Below are 16,053 nucleotides of genomic sequence, written 5' to 3'. Positions count from 1 at the left end.
CTCAATTCGAGAAGCACGAACCATTTCCCTGCCGCACTCATCGCAACGCCGTATGTTCTTCTGGTTGAAGATATTTTTCATGAAAGCCCTGACAACGCTTGAAGCCGTCGTGCGCGCAGAGCCCGATAGGCTTTCTTGTCCACACGAGCGAGACGCACCAGTTCTGCATCAAGAACCTTCACCACATAGCGCCTGTCACGCTTTCCCCCCACAGGAAGACGCTCGACTTCCTGCCGCAGCCTTGAGGACGATTGGTTTAGGCGGTGAAATGTGCGCTGGGTCAGATGGGCAGCATTGGCGCCAATCCGGAATGAGGATGGCCAGTCGGAAAGCCATGCGGCCAGGGTTTCCATCAGGACTGCGCGATCGGCCGTCCGCACATGCTCGAACTGAAGCCTTTCGGCCGTCAGAGTAGCCGGAGAAAGATGGAATGCGTCCCGAATTGCGGTGAGCACACAACGGGCGGTGAGGACGGACAGCAGGGCTCGCACCGATGTGAATGTCTCAAGACGCTCGAAGGGCCCCGTGTCGGATACACCCATCAAGGTATCCAGCAGTATTTTCTGCCATTCTAGGACACCTGTGATCGGCTGCTGCCGAGCGATTCCGCCAGCCAAGAATGCTCCACATTGATGGCAGCGCCCTTGGTCCAACGACAACGAGCGATGCGGCACCACGGGGGCCCCACACGCGGGACAGGCGTCCAGGAGCGTGATCTGATGTTCGGGGCAGACAAAGACAAACCCTAACCGCCAAATCCTACGGAACCACTGTCGCCCCTCCGCAAAGCATGCCGGGCAGAACTGGAGTCCATGGCGACGGCGCGTCCGGTGAAAGAGACTCACCGCCAGAAGCAGCGGCGTGTCACCACTGCGCAGCGTGCTTCCCAAGACACGGCGAAAGGGCAGTAGCGTACTGGCCTCCAATCGCTCCGCCGGAACCCCGGCCAGGACTCCCAACTCCTTAAGCCAATCTGCATCCGCCGCCCGGTCAGTATCCCGGTCCCAGAAGTGGCGGCCTGGCCAGTAGTAGCTCATGAAACAATACGGTGTGGTGCCGTGCGCCCGCGCATTGCGAATCAGGAAGGAGGAAAGCAGTTCATCTTCCTGCAGCGGTACACAGTAAGGCCACGTGTCACCGATCATAGGGTCTGCGCTTGCTTGCCATAATCAGACAGCTTGACCCAATCAAGCTGATCAAGCGTCTTCAGTGTGATCTGCTCGCTGCGGTCGCGGATGGCCTGGACTGTCGCCCGTTTCAGGATCCTGGCAAGCCCTCCAATCGTGCCCCCACTCATTCCATGCAACTTGATCGCCAATTCCCTACTGGCCAGGTTGGAGGGCTTGGCGAGTGGCAGAAGGCGCTCGAAGCTCGCGAGCAAGCGCAAAAACTCGGCATCAAGCTGCCATCGGGGCAACCCAAAGGGCTCGAAACGACTGGATAGCTGCGTGTCCGTATGCAGTGCTCGGATCGCATCCCGGGTGCCGACTGCGACGATCGGGAGTTTGAGATCGTTACTCAGGTTCTTCATCACCCCAAGGAAATGGCGCTGCTGGCGTGCATGTCCGTAGAGGAGGTTGTGGATCTCATCGATCACCAGCATGCGACATTGCACGTACGTGAGAATCGAGTGCGCTTGGTTCTTCTTGCGCTGCACAGGATCCGAGTCCCGGTGGGCGATTTTCAGAGCCAGCAGAAGTTCAGTCCAGAATCGCGCCTCGACGGGCTCCGAAGGCATCCCCATGGTCACCACCGGTACCAACGGCTCCCCGCCTGGCTGGGATACCACCGGGTGAAGTTCCCGGAACTTGTCGATGATCGTGGTTTTACCGTTCCCGCTCTCACCCACCAGCAAGAGGTTCGGCATCCGCAGTGTGCGTGGGTGCGCGAGGAGATCCGAGAGGGTACGTAGCGCCTCCTGGGCCTTCGTGTAGCCAATCCAACGGTCCTGCTGCGCGAAAGCAATGCGTTCTTCCGTGGGGAGGGACATGGCGCCGCGGATAGACGGTTCCAGGTGATCCAAATCGCTCATTGCTTCACCGCAAGGTCATCAAAGGGTTGAATTGGCATCGAGAAGATGTCATCCGCGTCCGCGGGAGCGGCTGTCGGCGCATTGCCCCCGGCGGGCAGGGGTTCCTCCGCCGGCGCGGAGGTATCCGCAGTTTTTTGGCGGGCCTGCGCACTTTTCTGGGTGGTTTTGATCCGATGCTGCTGCCGGCGAGCCGCCTTCGTTTTGGTCACAGCTTCCTCGACCCTTTCGCGCATTCGGCTTATGGCCTCGAATATCGTGTCCTCGTCTACATGCGCCCGCCCTTCTTCCTTTAACCTCTGCTGAGCCGCTCTCAGCTCCCACACACTGATCGGAGGGTGTGCGGTATTTCGGTAAGGGATCTCGTAGTATTGGTGCGCCTCTGGGTCGAAGAAGTAGACCACGCTAATGTCACGCGGATCACGCCGGACAATGAACTTCCGCTTCTCCTTGGAACGCTTCGGTTCACGGGCATTAATCCAGGGGGTGAGGACCTCGTGGTAGTAAAAGATCTCGTCAACCACGATGCCGTAGGGCTGAACCGTGCGCTCGACGAACGGAAGGAAGTCCAGTCTCAACCGCCGAGGGTCACTCGGAACCTCCGGTATGCCCTTTCCGGGTTGGGACGTATCCCCCAGCAAGCCGATTTCCCACTGCCGCCGGGGCGGCACATTCAAGTCGGCATGCACCCGCTGGTGGTAGACATTGACGATAAAATCGACCAAACGCTGCTCGAACTCCCTCAGGGTCAGCGCGGACTCCTTTTCGGAGTCATACCCCTTGCGCTCCTTTGGGCAAGAAAAGGTTGCGCCCGGAAGCTTGCGAAATTCCCCCGCACTGGTGCCCATCAATCGCTCAATATGGCCACCATAGTGCGGCACCTTCACCGGTCTCATCTGCAGATCTATTCCGTACTGCTCGCAGGCGTTGGAGAGCATGGCGCCACGGAATTCCTTGGCGTTGTCGCAATGAACCGTGCCGATCTTGCCCCACACCGGCCAGTCGCCCGGCACTTCCAGGTCGGCAAGGTACTCATTCTTGGGCATCATGGACCGGGCCAAACACATACCGGCCGCCACCGCGCTGGGCTTTTCCATGGACACATAACAGCCGGTAACCATCCGGCTGTAGACATCAATCGCCAACGTGATCGTAGGGCGCCCCATGGGCTGGCGGGTGCCCTCCTCAACCACAATGATGTCGGCTTCGGTATGATCGATCTGGACAACCGCGAGCGGAAACTCCGCGCCGGGGAAATTCCCCCTGATTGGCGTGAACAGGTTCCGCGCCTTGTCTCCCATGCCTCGGGCCCTTAGGACCCGCGTTGGGCGCAGCCTCTTCAGGCGATTCCGCACGGTATTGGCGTGTGGAGGCTTGATGCCAGCGTTGCGGCACAGAAGGGCAACATGGTCCACCACGTCCTGAGGCTTCTGCCGTTGCTTGCTCAGATAGATCTCCTGAATTGCAGCCTCAATGATCTCCTCGATGTCCGAATCCAACCCCGTCTGCCCTGGCTTGCGGCCACGCTTCTGAGGAACAAGCGCAGAAAGTTGTCCCGACTCGTTGTAGGCGCGGATCCAGTCGTAGAGCGTTCCGGTAGCCACGCCCTCGACCTCTGCCGCCAGTCGGACCTTTTCCCGTGTTCGCCCAGGATCATCAAGTAGTGGCTTGATCACCGCGAACCGGCGCTGAGCTTCCTTCCAATCCTCATCGCAAATGTCTTCGATATCGCGCCCAGCAGCCACGACGCCATCAGGCAGATCCTCTTCCTTGAAGGGCCTGATTAGATCGACCCGAAGCCGCTCAACCGCGTTGGTTTCCAGATTCTTGGCAAGAACACTGTCTACACCGAGCATATGCGTGATCTTGAAGCGCTTGCCCTCGGAGATCACGAATGACCCGGGTTTCATCGAAAGGAATGCTGGCTCGCTCATCAGAGGCCATCCTCCAGCGTTGTCCAGATGGGCGTTGCCATCGTGAGGGGTTCGTAAAGATCCGCATGGATCCTTCGGGTCGCGACCAAGCGCCAAAGGCTCGAGACGGCCTTGATCCTGTTCTCCAGGGTCCAGTAGGCCGCCGCCAACAACGATTCCGGCGTGGTTTCACCAAGGGTAACGAGCGTCTTAAGCAGGTGTTCGTCGATGGCCGGTGTCCACTTATAGTCCCGATATGGTCGCAGAAACCTGGCGTTGGCCAGATAGGCCCCGCCTCTGATTTCGACCTCCGTCGCGATCGTGAAGCGCATGCCATTCTGCTTGGCGTACCGTATAGCGGCCCGAAAGCGCGGCTTCAGTGAGGTCCAGTCGTCCTTCAGGTTGGCACGGTACTTCACCTCAAAGATCACGCGTTCGCCGTCCCCGTACTCCACGAGGAAGTCGGGCGTGTAGTGGCGTTCCCGACCGTTCGCATCCGTGAACGTAATGCGGCACGGCTGTTCCAGAACATCCTCCACCGCCAGATCGAAATCGAGCAAGACCAGGAAATCCCGCTCCAGCGAGGACTCGAAGGGGATCGATTTACCGCCAAAGGCGACCCGCCCAGTAACGCTTCGGCGGCTCGTGCCGATGGATCGCACAGGGCGCCTTGAAGTCAGTCCGTTAATTTCTTGTTCCATATCAATCCAGTCCGGCTTATTCCTATTATCTGGTCAGATCAATTCTTGTTGGAATCGCTGCATGTCATTGATCTATGATAGCTGCAATCGGCATTTTTTGTGGAATTCACAGTGGCTCACGCCCTCGCCCCGGGGAGATCTCCCTGGCCCACAACGGCATCCTGTTCCTGGACGAGATGGCCGAGTTCGATCGTCGAGTGCTGGACGTGCTGCGCGAACCCCTGGAGACCGGACAGATCACCATCTCCCGGGCGGCACACCAGGCGGAGTTCCCCGCGCGGTTTCAACTGGTGGCGGCCATGAATCCCTGCCCCCAGGGATACGACTGCGACCTGGGGCCCCAATGTCGCTGCACACCGGAGCAACGCAGGCGTCAGCGCGGACGCATCTCGGCGCCGCTACTGGATCGCATTGATGTGTGCATCGAGGTGCCGCGCCTGCCCCGGGACCTGCTCATGGAGAGCAGCCCTGCCCCGGAATCCAGCGCCACCGTGCGGGCCCGGGTGCTCCGCTGCCGCGACGGCCAGCTACAACGACAAGGCTGCCTGAATGCCGCCCTCTGTGGGCGCGAACTGGAGCGACTGACCGAACTGAGCCCGGCCAACCGGCGTCTGCTGGAGCAGGCCATGGATCGGTTCCGGCTATCGGCCCGCAGCTATCACCGCATCCTGCGGGTGGCCCGTACCCTGGCGGACATGGACGAGCAGGAAACCATCCAACAGGCGCATTTGATGGAAGCCCTGAGCTACCGGGCCATGGACCGGTGGCGGCAGGACACGGGCGGATAATCCGGGGCTGGAGCGGGATGCACAGAACGGGTAAGGTGAGCCGCCTTCCCTCGATAGCGACCGGACCCTGCCCATGCGCATCCCCCGCTGCTTCCTCGATCAACCCCTGCAAACGGGTGATGAGATCGCCCTGAACGAGCGCGCCCACCGTCATGTGGTGCAGGTGCTGCGGCTGCGGGTCGGCGCGCCGCTGGTGCTTTTCAATGGTGAGGGCGGAGAATATGCCGCCACCCTCACCCTGGCCGAACGCAGGGCCTCGCGGGTGCACATCGATGAACACCGCCCCCGGGACACCCGCCCGGCTCTTCACGTGACCCTGCTGCAGGGCATCGCCAAGGGAGATCGGATGGACTACAGCCTGCAAAAGGCCACGGAACTGGGGGTGAGCCGCATCCAGCCGCTGGTGGCCAAGCGCAGCGTGACCCATGAAGACCCCAAACGCATGAACAAGCGTCAGGAACACTGGCGCGGGGTGATCGTCAGCGCCTGTGAGCAAAGCGGTCGCACGGATATTCCCGAGTTACTACCGCCCCTGCCCCTGAGCCAGTGGTTGGATACGCAACATCCGGAGCGCACGGATGAGGACACCGCCTCATGGTCGTTGGTCCTTGACCCGGAGGCCACGTCGAGCCTTGGGGATCTGGCCGCCTCGAGGGCGCGGCCCCAAGCGGTCACACTGTTGATCGGACCGGAGGGCGGCCTGGATGAACGGGAGATCTCCCAGGCCCGTCACTGTGGCCTGACACCGGTGCGCCTGGGCCCCAGGGTGCTGCGCACCGAGACCGCCGGTGTGGCAGCCCTGGCCATTATTCAGTCCCTTTGGGGGGACATGGGCTGATCAAAGCCCCTGCAGCCCCGCCTGGAGCATGTCCTCCATCATCTCGAAGGCAGGGATGATGCACAGCACCCCACTGGCCCGGACGCGAGCGGCGATCACCGGAGGGTCTTCCTCTCGGCGGGGCTCCAGTTCAATATCCGTGGGACTGAGCTTCACCGGATGGGGAATCCCCCGTACCTGAAGCCCGTAATAGTCCAGACCCGCGTGGCGCTCCACCCCGTGCAGCACCACAAAACGGTTGATGCGGGTCTGACGCTCCTCGGGCACCTGCAGCAGGGTATCCAGGGAAACGATGGGAACCTGGGCCTGGCGCCAATCAAACACCCCACGTAGCCACCCAGGGGCACCGGGCACGGCGCGCACCACCTGCTGGGTCACCACTTCCACCGCTACCGACTGGGGCAGCAGCAGATTCTGCTCCTGCAGGGAGATGATGAAACAGTTGACGCTGTCCGGTTGCTCGCTCATCGGGTGCCTTGGGCCTCCAACAGTTCCTGGATATGGCTCAGCAGGTCGGCCTCCTGATAGGGCTTGCCCAGGTAGTGATTGACGCCGATTTCCAGGGCCCGCTGCCGGTGTTTGTCGCCGGTGCGGGAGGTGATCATGATGATGGGGATATGGCTCAGGCGCAGGTCGTTGCGCACATGGGTGGCCAGTTCAAAACCATCCATGCGCGGCATCTCGATGTCCAGCAGGATCAGGTCGGGTACCGTGTCCTGCAGCAGGGCGAGGGCGTCCAGGCCATCCTTGGCGGTCAGCACCTGATAATGGTGGCGCTCCAGAGCCCGGGCCGTGACCTTGCGGATGGTGATGGAATCGTCCACCACCATGATCGTGGCCCGAGATTCCTCCGCTCCAGCATGGCCATCGCCGTGATAGATGAGTTGCACACCGGCACCCGCACGTACCAGGGCGGGGATATCCAGGATCATCACCACCCGGCCATCCCCCAGGATGGTGGCACCGGAGATGCCCTTGACCTTGGCCACCTGCGGCCCCACGGACTTGATCACCACCTCCCGGCTGCCCTGCAGATTGTCCACCTGCAAGGCGATGCGCACATCACCGGAGCGGACCAGCAGCACCGGGAACATGGCCTCGGGATTGTGCAACTGCGGCTGGGAGACATCCAGCAGGGCCCCCAGATGCTTCACCTCATACTGATTGCCAGCATATTCGTACTGGGGGTCCTGCTCCGCATACAGGACATCCAGGTCCCGGGCACGCATGCGTACGATGCCCTCGATACTGGACAAGGGCACGGCATAGACATCCTCACCGGTCTGCACCAGCAATGACTGAGTGATGGCCAGGGTGAAGGGCAGACGCACGGTGAATGTGGTGCCCTCCCCCTGGGTGCTGTCGATGGCCAGCACGCCACCCAATTGCTTGATCTCGCTGTTGACCACGTCCATGCCTACCCCACGCCCGGAGATCTGGCTCACCTGGTCGGCGGTGGAGAAGCCCGATTCCAGGATGAACTGCATCAGGTCATGGTCCGACAGGGACGCCACGTCCCGCACCAGTCCCAGGCGTTGCACCTTCTCCCGCACCATCTCCAGGGGGATGCCGGCGCCGTCGTCCTTCACCTGCAGGACAACTTCGGAACCCTCTCGACTGACCCGCAACAGGATGCGCCCCACGGGCTCCTTCCCCTGGCTGAGACGTTTTTCCGGGGGCTCGACGCCATGGGCGATGGCATTGCGTAACATGTGTTCAAGGGGCGCAACCATGCGTTCGAGGACCGAGCGGTCCAACTCACTGGCTTCCCCTTCGATATCGAGTTCCACCCGCTTGCCCAGTTCCGTGGCCGTCTGCCGCACAATGCGTCGCAGCCGCGGAGCCATGGTATCGAACTGCACCATACGGGTATGCATCAGCCCTTCCTGCAACTCGGTGGAGACGCGGGATTGCTGTTGCAGCAGGGTTTCCGAATCACGTATCTGATCGGAGAGCAGATCCTGGATGCTCACCAGGTCGTTGACACTCTCGGCCAGAGCCCGGGAAAGCTGCTGGATATTGGAATAACGATCCAGTTCCAGGGGGTCAAAGTCCTCCTGCCATTTGGCCTCCTCACCCTGCTCCTGTTCGTGTCGGAACAGGATCTGGGCCTCGGTCTCCATTTCCAGCTTGCGCAGTTGCTCGCGCAACCGGGCGATGGTCTGGGACAACTCCCCCAGGTTGAACCCGAAGGCGGTGATCTGCTGCTCCATACGGGCATGGTAGATGCTCACCTCGCCCGCAAAGTTGACCAGGTTATCCAACACATCGGCGCGCACCCGTACCTGTTCCTGTCCCGCACCGGCCGCACGCGCGGCCGGTGCGGGCTCCGGCTCCGGCGTGAACAGCTGAGGCGGCAGGACAGGCTCCGAGATGTCCGGTGCAGGCGGGGGCGTGACGGGTGATTCCGGCATCGGATCCGGCATCGATTCCACGGTGGGGGTGGCCTCCCCCGCACGCATGTCTTGCAACTGCGCCACCAGCTCGGGCGCCACCGGAACAGGTTCACCCCGTTGGGCTCGCTCCACCATGCTGGTGAGGCGATCGACGCCCTGGTGGACGGTCTCCAGCATGGATGACTGTGCCTGGCGCTCCCCCTCGGAGATGGCGATCATCAGGCTTTCCAGGGCATGGCTCAGGTCGGCGATGGCAGTGATCCCCGCCATGCGCGCGCCGCCCTTGAGGGTGTGGAGTTGGCGCTGGAATGCGTTGATCAGTTCCTGATCATTCAGATCCTCGCTCCAGCGTTCCAGGGTGCTATCCACCTCGTTGAGGATGTCGCTGGCCTCCTCCAGGAAGATGTCCATGAGTTCATCGTCGGGCTCTTCGGCGCTTTTCGCTTCCGGGCTTTCGACGTCGGTGGCGTCTTCCTCCCGACTGCGGGCCTGGCGAGTCTCCTCCTGCCGTGCCAGTTCCTCGTCATGCAACGCCTGGAAACGGGTCTCCAGTGCCGCGCCGTCGGGCACCCACGCCCCCGCCGGCTGGAGCAGGGCCTCCAGCACGACACGGACATGGGTCAGCATCTGTTCCAGTTCATCCAGCGACGCCGCTGGCAGGCGCGGGTGCTCGCCCTCCCCCACGGCACGGAGATAGCGCTCGCAGGCACTGCAGACGCAGGAGACCTCGGGCACATCCGCCGCGCGGGCGCTGCCATTGAGGGTATGCACGGTGCGCTGCAGGGATTCCGTCACCTCCAGTCCGTCCGCATCCCGGCGCCCCTGGGCGATCAGTTCTTCCAGGGCATGGAGATGCTGCTCGGTCTCGGTGCGGTAGATATCGAATAACACAGGATCCAGACGAGGTTCCCTCTCCGCCCCGGTATCGGCATGGGCATCGGTATCGACGTCTGAGGCCAGGGTGAGCTCCGCCTCGGCCGGAGGCGTGGACTCAGCGGCCGGCAGGGGCGTTGACGCCCCCTCCTGAGCCGATGCCAATTGCCGCGCCCGGTCCATCAGGGCATGAACGTTGATGTCCGGATTCCCCTCGCCGCGGATCTGCCCCACCAACTGGGGCAGGGCCTCCAGCGAGGCCTCGGTGAGGTTCAGCACCGCCTCGTCCACGGGAATGACCTGGTCAATGATGCGGTTGAGCAGGTGTTCGTTGACCCAGGCGAATTCGCCCAGCAACTCCGCGCCCACCAGGCGACCACTGCCCTTGAGGGTGTGGTATGAGCGTCTCAGTGTGGCCAGGGCCTCTTCGTCCCGCGGATTGGCGTGCCAGCGGGGCAGCCAGGTCTGGATGCGCTCCAGTTCCTCGTCCGCCTCCTCCAGGAAGATCTCCAGGATGTCATCGTCGGGCTCACCGGAAAACACCGCCAGGGATTCGGTGCCGTAAACTTCCTCGCCAGTGGTGTCGGGCGTTGTTTCAGGCAATGGCGCAGCCTCGAACTCCCCGGATTCCAGCATCTCCAGGGGCTCCAGGGGTTCCAGTTGAAGGGTCTGATCCTCCACCTCGGGCAAGGCCTCTTTCGCGTCCTCCTCCGGGGTTGCGTCGGGCTCGGCAAGAAATGACGGCGGCCAGCCCTCTTCCTGCTCCTCAGGGAGACGACCCGGCGTGACCAGGGTACGATCTTCATCCCCCGCATCGCTCGGGAGGGTTTCAGGCTCGGCCTCCTCAGGCGGGGCATCCGGCCCTTCCAGGTCCGGGAGTTCCCGTTCTCCTCCGGCCAGCAGTGTCTCGTCAAGATCCCCCAGTTCTTCCGAGGCCTGTGGCAGCTCGGACAGATCCGGGAACAGGGCCTCTCCCGCCGGGTCCGTCATGCCCTCGATCCCCAGACGAGCCAGAGCAGAACGTCCCAGTTCGATCATGGCGTCGGGGTCGCCCAGACCCGAGTCCAGGTCCTCCAGATAACATTCCACTGCGGTGATGGCATCAGCCAGGGTGGACAAGGTCTCCTCCGTAGCCACCTGGCCATCCTGCATCCATGTATCGCGCAGGTAGTCCCGGATGCCTGCCAGCAAAGCCACACCATCATCCAGGCTGAGAATGGACAGGGCACCGGCAATGGCATCCAGATACCCGGGGACCTCGTCCAGGGCCCGCACATGGCTGGGATCCTGGGAAAAGGTGATGATGGCCTCCTTGGCTCGATTCATGTCGGCCAGGGCCTCTCGGATGAGGGCCCCCAGCACCGGACGGGAGTCCGTCGGCGACAGCCCCCCCAGCTTCGGCGGCAGACGTCCGGCCGTCGGCTCCGGTGCGGACCCGGTGTCACCCGCCACGGCAGAACCGATGGCCGCTTCCACATTGAGCATCTCGGCGGCCGCCTGCATGAGCACCTGCTCGTCCGCCTCGGTTTCGCCGCGGGCGATGGCAGCCAGAATCTCCGCTTCGCGCAGGGCAATCTCCCGGGGCTCGGTCATGCCCAGCATGGCCAGGGTATCGGCGATGCCATGCAGCTTGTCCACCAGAGGGTCCAGGTCCGCGCCACGGCGGCCCCCGCTGTGCATGAAGACGTCCAGGCTATCCTTGACGTCGGCCAGATCCTCTCGAATCACCTTGGCAACCGCACTCATCAGTTCCTGATTGGGGGCGCGCAGCCCTTCCAGGGCGGCTTCCAGATCCGCTTCGTCGGGCACCAGCTCACTGAGTCGGTAGGCCTGCTGGATTGTCCGTACCTGCTCACCTTCAGAGCGGGCCCGGGCCACGTAGTAAAGCAGGTTGCGAACCAGCTCCTCGGGAATCCGATCCGCCATGGCCTGCTCACCCTGGTCGACCAGGGCACGGATCTGACGATCCAGGGTGCCAAGCAGCTGCTTGACGGCCGCGCCAGGCTCCAGCCCCTCATCGGTCAGAGCCTCGGTGACGGCAGCGGCGATGGCAAACAACCGGCGCACTGAGGCCTCGTGGGCATTGCGGCGCAGCCCACTGATGACCCGGTCCATGCGGTGCAGGCCAGCCTTGACGTTCTGGCCCCGCAACACCGCCAGCAGCCCCCGCTGATAGTGGTGACGGTGGGTGCGCGCCCATTCGCGGACGTCCTCCTGGGGCTCGGCAGCCGATTGCACCGGCAGGGCATCGCCTTCCACCAGGAGAGGGAAGAACAGCACGTTCTCGCTGAGCAAACCGGCTTTGCGGATGGTGCGCAGGTCGTTAAGCAGCGGCAACAGGACAATGGGGATGTCGCGGTGGCCGGTCTGGATGTGCTCCAGGTAGTCGGGCAATTGCAGGATGGCCCGCATGAGCACCTCGAAGGCCTCATCACGGCTGGTGACCGTATCCTCCTCCAGGGCGGTGGTCAGGGCCTCCATCTCGCGAGCCAGCATGGCGGCGCCATACAGTTCCACCATCTGCAGGGTACCTTCCACCTGCCGCAGACAGGCGCGGGTTTCCTGCACCCGATCGGTCTGAGCGCTGTCCTCCAGATAAGCTTCCAGGGCGACGCGGGCCTCCACCAGCAGCGCATCCAGCTCCTTCTTCACCCAGTGCAGGGCGCTATATTCTCGGCTGTCTTCTCTCATGGCCCACCCAGCCTGTTCCCGATGGTGTTAGCGAACCGGCGATCGTCGTGCCCCGCAGGTCATTGCGCTGAAGGCTCAAGCGTCATCAGGGCTGACCCTCACCGGATTGGCCGGGCTTGTCTCCCTGGCGCTCCCCGGCGGGGTCGATGATCACCGTCTCCAACTGCTCGGATTCAGGCAGCTTGAAGCCGGAGACCGACTTGCGCAGTTCGGAGGCCAGGTTGGCCAGATTGCCGATGGAGACGGCCGTCTCGTTGGTGCCATCGGAGGTCTGCATGGTGATCTCCTGAATGACATTCATGGTGTTGGAGATGTTCTGCGCCACCTCGGATTGCTGGCGCGCCGCCTTGGAGATGTTGGCGATCAGGTCCGCCAGTTGGTGGGACACGCCCTCGATCTCGGCCAGGGCATCGCCGGCGTCGAAGGCCAGCTTGGCGCCGCCCACCACGTTGGAGGTGGACTGCTCCATGGAGATGACCGCCTCCTTGGTGTCTGCCTGGATGGTCTTGACCAGGGCCTCGATCTGCTTGCTGGCGTTGGACGAACGCTCGGCCAGACGCTGCACCTCGTCAGCCACCACCGCGAATCCGCGTCCGGCTTCACCGGCAGACGAGGCCTGGATGGCGGCATTCAGGGCGAGGATGTTGGTCTGGTCGGCAATATCGGTGATCAAACTGACGATATCGCCGATCTCCTGGGAGGATTCACCCAGGCGCTTGATCCGCTTGGAGGTCTCCTGGATCTGCTCGCGGATGGTGTCCATGCCGTCGATGGTCTTGCGCACGGTGAGCGCCCCCTTGGAGGCGATCTGCACCGACTTTTGCGCCACTTCGGCGGAGGACTCGGCGGAGCGGGAGACCTGTTCGATGGAGTCGGCCATATCGGTCACGCCGGAAGAGGCAGAGGCGATCTCCCGGGCCTGATGATTGGAGGCATCGGCCAGGCGCAAGGCGGTGGCCTGAGTCTTCACCGCGGCGGTGGAGACCTGCATGGCCGTCTGGTTGATGGTGGTCACCAGGCTGCGCAGGGCATCGATGGCGTAGTTCACCGAGTCGGCGATGGCGCCGGTGATGTCCTCGGTTACCGTGGCATGCACGGTCAGGTCGCCCTCGGCCAGGTTGGTCATCTCGTCCAGCAGGCGCAGGATGGCTCGCTGGTTGCGACGATTCTGCTCCGTGGTCACCGCCAGTCGGCGCTGGGCGTCCTGATAGAAAAGATAGGCCAGCAGGCCGATGGTCATCACCGTCAGGGTCGCCAGCAGGTAACCGGCAATCACCCACTTGCTCAGCCCGGCAGCATGGCGATCCACGGCCTCCTGAAAGCCGCCCACCGCAGCCAGCAATTCGACGGCCTGGGCACTCGACTGTTCGGCGGAGGTGGACACGCGGGCCAGGCTGGAAGACAGCCCCGCCAGAGCCTGAAGGTCGGGGCGCAAGCTGTCCAGATGGCCCTGAATCTGGCTCATCCGGTCTGTCATGGCCGGTGCCACATCATTTTCCGGCGATGCAAAGGCCTGCAGGCGATTGCTGTCCGCTTCCACCCGCCGCAGCCCCTGCTCCAGACGCTGGGCGCTGCCAGGAAGCCCCTCGCCAGCCTCGACGAGCAGCAGATCCCGCTCCATATCCCGGGTGCCCATGGCGATACGGGCAGCCAGGTAGACCCGGTCGGACTGCGCCCCGACCTCCGCCAGATCGCCGGCCAACACCTCCGCCGACTCGCGCAACTGGAACAGTGCCGAGGCGGCACGCCCGGCGCGCTCACTGGCATCGGCCAGGGTGGCACGGGCATCCAGCAGGCCATTCAGGGGAGGACGGAAACTGTCCCAGGCGCCACGCAGATCGCCCAGCGGCCCGGTCAGGGCTCCGGAGACCGGCGTGATGTCGGCATCACCATCCCGCAAACGGGTCAGCGAGGCATCCAGACGATCCCGGTGACGTCGCAATTCGACAAAGGCGGCATCCTCTCCCGCCGCGGCCATCGGGATCCGGGATTCCAGACGCTGAACCCACAATCGCTGGTCTGCCGCCACGGCTGCGTAGTCGCGGCTGTTGCCCACCTGCATGGTGTAGTACACGAAGGCGGACACAGTCAGCAGCATCAACAGCACCACAATGCCGGTGAGCACCGCCATGCCCCGGCTGATACCCATCTTCGCGGCCCCGTCACTTGAAGGCGATTTCATCGTGTCTCCCTCGACCCGCCATGGGCGTCTGCTGCCATGGCACCCTGTGTGTGATTCCGGCTTACGCCGAGATGTTCATGAATCGTTCGTCGTCCACCAGTTTCCATGGACTGAAAACCGCCAGGTGTTCATCACCTCGGCGGCAGGCCCCGGCCAGGTAGGGTTGCAGGCGCGAATCCACTTCGGGAGTCTGATCCAGTCGCTCTTCCCGCCAGTAGTGCTTCATGCCCAGTACGGTCTCCACCAGCAACCCGGCATACACGCCCTGATGATTCATCACCAGCAGGCGTTGCCGCCGCGGATCGAATTCCAGGTTTTCGCCGAACACGAACCCATGCAGATCCATCATGGGCAGCAGATTGCCGCGCATATTGGCCATGCCCAGGGCCCAGGGCCTGACCCCGGGGATGCGCGTAAACGAAGGCGGCGTGACAATCTCGGCCACCTGCTCCATGGGGGCCAGCAGCGACTCACCATGAAGGCGGAACAAGACGCCCTTCCAGGCCCCGCGCAGCTCATCCTGGATGGGCAACTGCCCACCCAGCGAACGGCCCTTGCGCTCAATGGATACCAGGTAGGCAAAGGGGTCCGAGGCCACCATGTGGGTCTGGTGGGACGCCATCAAGGCAGGATATCCTTCAGCCGTTCCAGCAGATCCTTCTCCTTCACGGGTTTGACGATGTAATCCCGCGCACCCTGACGCATGGCCCAGACCCGATCGGTTTCCTGGTCCTTGGTGGTGACCACGATGACGGGGATCTTGGCAGTTGCGGCGTCCTGACTCAGTTGCCGGGTGGCCTGAAAACCGTTGAGGCCCGGCATGACCACATCCATGAGGATGAGGTCCGGCAGGGTTTCCCGCGCCTTGGCCATGCCATCCTCACCACTGGAAGCAGTGCTCACCTCATAGCCATGCTTGCCCAGCATGGTTTTGATCACATGCAGTTCGGTGGGTGAATCATCGACCACCAGGATGCGGGTCATGACATGGTCTCCCTATGGATGCTCTGGGCCTCATGCGCCGGGGAGGCACCACGGGCCGGGTATGGGCGGCCCCACCCAGGGCCTGGCCTATTGTTTCCTGACATGCGACCTGATGGCACCCAGCAGATCGTCGCGGGTGAAGGGTTTGGTCAGGTACTGTTCCGAGCCAACGATACGCCCCCGGGCCTTGTCGAAGATGCTGTCCTTGCTGGACAGCATGATCACCGGTGTCTGCTTGAACAGTCGGTTGTGCTTGATGAGTGCGCAGGTCTGGTAGCCGTCCAGCCGCGGCATCATGATGTCCACGAAGATGATGTCCGGTTTATGCTCGGCAATCTTGGCCAGGGCCTCAAAGCCGTCGGTGGCGGTCACGACCTCGCAGCCGTGCTTTTTCAGCAGCGTCTCCGCCGTGCGGCGAATCGTCTTGCTGTCGTCGATGACCATCACCTTGAGTCCTGAGAGATCCTCCTGACCCTCGTTACCGCCTTCCTCGGTGTGTTCGCTCACGACGCCCCCGTGCATGCCGTTGTATCCAGACAGGCCCCTGAATCTACTCCATGGCCAGGGCCGTATCAAACAAAACTCCCGGCAGCGGCCAATGGCTTTGCCATTGCTGTCTTGTATGATGCACCCATTATCCTTTCAAGCGTGTGGGGTG

General features: G+C 62.8%; 11 protein-coding genes and 1 pseudogene. 2 read left to right on the top strand and 10 right to left on the bottom strand.

Features of this window, described 5'->3' with window-relative positions:
- Nucleotides 1–77: 77 nt before the first annotated feature.
- Genes LPW29_RS01250 through LPW29_RS01235 form a run of 4 tightly spaced genes read right to left on the bottom strand, consistent with a single transcriptional unit; the run spans nt 78 to nt 4,643 of the window.
- Nucleotides 78–1,145: a TniQ family protein gene (locus tag LPW29_RS01250; protein WP_238626488.1), complete on the bottom strand. Its 1,068-nt coding sequence runs from the start codon at nt 1,143–1,145 to the stop codon at nt 78–80.
- Nucleotides 1,142–2,032 carry a TniB family NTP-binding protein gene (locus tag LPW29_RS01245; protein WP_238626487.1) on the bottom strand — a complete coding sequence of 297 codons (891 nt, stop codon included), beginning with the start codon at nt 2,030–2,032 and terminating at the stop codon, nt 1,142–1,144. Before LPW29_RS01245 ends, LPW29_RS01250 begins: the two co-directional genes overlap by 4 nt.
- Nucleotides 2,029–3,963 (bottom strand): Mu transposase C-terminal domain-containing protein, encoded by a 1,935-nt coding sequence (locus LPW29_RS01240; protein ID WP_238626486.1) that lies wholly within the window; start codon nt 3,961–3,963, stop codon nt 2,029–2,031. The genes LPW29_RS01245 and LPW29_RS01240 overlap by 4 nt, the downstream gene beginning before the upstream one ends.
- Nucleotides 3,963–4,643, bottom strand: a complete 681-nt coding sequence (locus LPW29_RS01235; RefSeq protein WP_238626485.1) for a TnsA endonuclease N-terminal domain-containing protein — start codon at nt 4,641–4,643, stop codon at nt 3,963–3,965. Before LPW29_RS01235 ends, LPW29_RS01240 begins: the two co-directional genes overlap by 1 nt.
- A gap of 104 nt (nt 4,644–4,747) precedes the next feature.
- Here LPW29_RS01235 and LPW29_RS01230 point away from each other — a divergent pair.
- Both LPW29_RS01230 and LPW29_RS01225 read left to right on the top strand, forming a co-directional pair.
- Nucleotides 4,748–5,431 (top strand): annotated as a pseudogene (locus tag LPW29_RS01230) (ATP-binding protein); the annotation flags it as partial.
- 73 nt (nt 5,432–5,504) lie between these two features.
- Complete coding sequence (locus LPW29_RS01225; protein WP_238626484.1) at nt 5,505–6,269, top strand: 16S rRNA (uracil(1498)-N(3))-methyltransferase; 765 nt, start codon at nt 5,505–5,507, stop codon at nt 6,267–6,269.
- Here LPW29_RS01225 and LPW29_RS01220 read toward each other — a convergent pair whose 3' ends face one another.
- The 6 genes from LPW29_RS01220 to LPW29_RS01195 form a co-directional block, all read right to left on the bottom strand.
- On the bottom strand, nt 6,270–6,737 hold the full coding sequence (locus tag LPW29_RS01220; RefSeq protein ID WP_238626483.1) for a chemotaxis protein CheW: 468 nt from the start codon (nt 6,735–6,737) through the stop codon (nt 6,270–6,272).
- Nucleotides 6,734–12,229, bottom strand: a complete 5,496-nt coding sequence (locus LPW29_RS01215; RefSeq protein WP_238626482.1) for a hybrid sensor histidine kinase/response regulator — start codon at nt 12,227–12,229, stop codon at nt 6,734–6,736. The genes LPW29_RS01220 and LPW29_RS01215 overlap by 4 nt, the downstream gene beginning before the upstream one ends.
- 85 nt (nt 12,230–12,314) lie before the next feature.
- Nucleotides 12,315–14,411, bottom strand: a complete 2,097-nt coding sequence (locus LPW29_RS01210; protein ID WP_238626481.1) for a methyl-accepting chemotaxis protein — start codon at nt 14,409–14,411, stop codon at nt 12,315–12,317.
- 61 nt (nt 14,412–14,472) lie between these two features.
- Nucleotides 14,473–15,033 (bottom strand): chemotaxis protein CheW, encoded by a 561-nt coding sequence (locus LPW29_RS01205; protein ID WP_238626480.1) that lies wholly within the window; start codon nt 15,031–15,033, stop codon nt 14,473–14,475.
- Nucleotides 15,033–15,395, bottom strand: coding sequence for a response regulator (locus LPW29_RS01200; RefSeq protein WP_090255198.1), 363 nt, complete (start codon nt 15,393–15,395; stop codon nt 15,033–15,035). The genes LPW29_RS01205 and LPW29_RS01200 overlap by 1 nt, the downstream gene beginning before the upstream one ends.
- Before the next feature lie 87 nt (nt 15,396–15,482).
- Nucleotides 15,483–15,917, bottom strand: a complete 435-nt coding sequence (locus LPW29_RS01195; protein WP_370642793.1) for a response regulator — start codon at nt 15,915–15,917, stop codon at nt 15,483–15,485.
- Nucleotides 15,918–16,053 lie beyond the last annotated feature (136 nt).

It is taken from the genome of Ectothiorhodospira sp. 9100 (genome assembly GCF_022227565.1).
In the GTDB taxonomy this organism is placed as follows: Bacteria; Pseudomonadota; Gammaproteobacteria; order Ectothiorhodospirales; family Ectothiorhodospiraceae; genus Ectothiorhodospira; species Ectothiorhodospira marina.
This window is presented reverse-complemented; position numbering and strand designations above follow the sequence as displayed.

What these genes read in the sequence shown, in the direction of transcription:
- LPW29_RS01250 (WP_238626488.1), bottom strand. Translation starts at nt 1,145, where the DNA reads ATGATCGGTGACACGTGGCCTTACTGTGTACCGCTGCAGGAAGATGAA.
- LPW29_RS01245 (WP_238626487.1), bottom strand. Translation starts at nt 2,032, where the DNA reads ATGAGCGATTTGGATCACCTGGAACCGTCTATCCGCGGCGCCATGTCC.
- LPW29_RS01240 (WP_238626486.1), bottom strand. Translation starts at nt 3,963, where the DNA reads ATGAGCGAGCCAGCATTCCTTTCGATGAAACCCGGGTCATTCGTGATC.
- LPW29_RS01235 (WP_238626485.1), bottom strand. Translation starts at nt 4,643, where the DNA reads ATGGAACAAGAAATTAACGGACTGACTTCAAGGCGCCCTGTGCGATCC.
- LPW29_RS01225 (WP_238626484.1), top strand. Translation starts at nt 5,505, where the DNA reads ATGCGCATCCCCCGCTGCTTCCTCGATCAACCCCTGCAAACGGGTGAT.
- LPW29_RS01220 (WP_238626483.1), bottom strand. Translation starts at nt 6,737, where the DNA reads ATGAGCGAGCAACCGGACAGCGTCAACTGTTTCATCATCTCCCTGCAG.
- LPW29_RS01215 (WP_238626482.1), bottom strand. Translation starts at nt 12,229, where the DNA reads ATGAGAGAAGACAGCCGAGAATATAGCGCCCTGCACTGGGTGAAGAAG.
- LPW29_RS01210 (WP_238626481.1), bottom strand. Translation starts at nt 14,411, where the DNA reads ATGAAATCGCCTTCAAGTGACGGGGCCGCGAAGATGGGTATCAGCCGG.
- LPW29_RS01205 (WP_238626480.1), bottom strand. Translation starts at nt 15,033, where the DNA reads ATGGCGTCCCACCAGACCCACATGGTGGCCTCGGACCCCTTTGCCTAC.
- LPW29_RS01200 (WP_090255198.1), bottom strand. Translation starts at nt 15,395, where the DNA reads ATGACCCGCATCCTGGTGGTCGATGATTCACCCACCGAACTGCATGTG.
- LPW29_RS01195 (WP_370642793.1), bottom strand. Translation starts at nt 15,917, where the DNA reads ATGCACGGGGGCGTCGTGAGCGAACACACCGAGGAAGGCGGTAACGAG.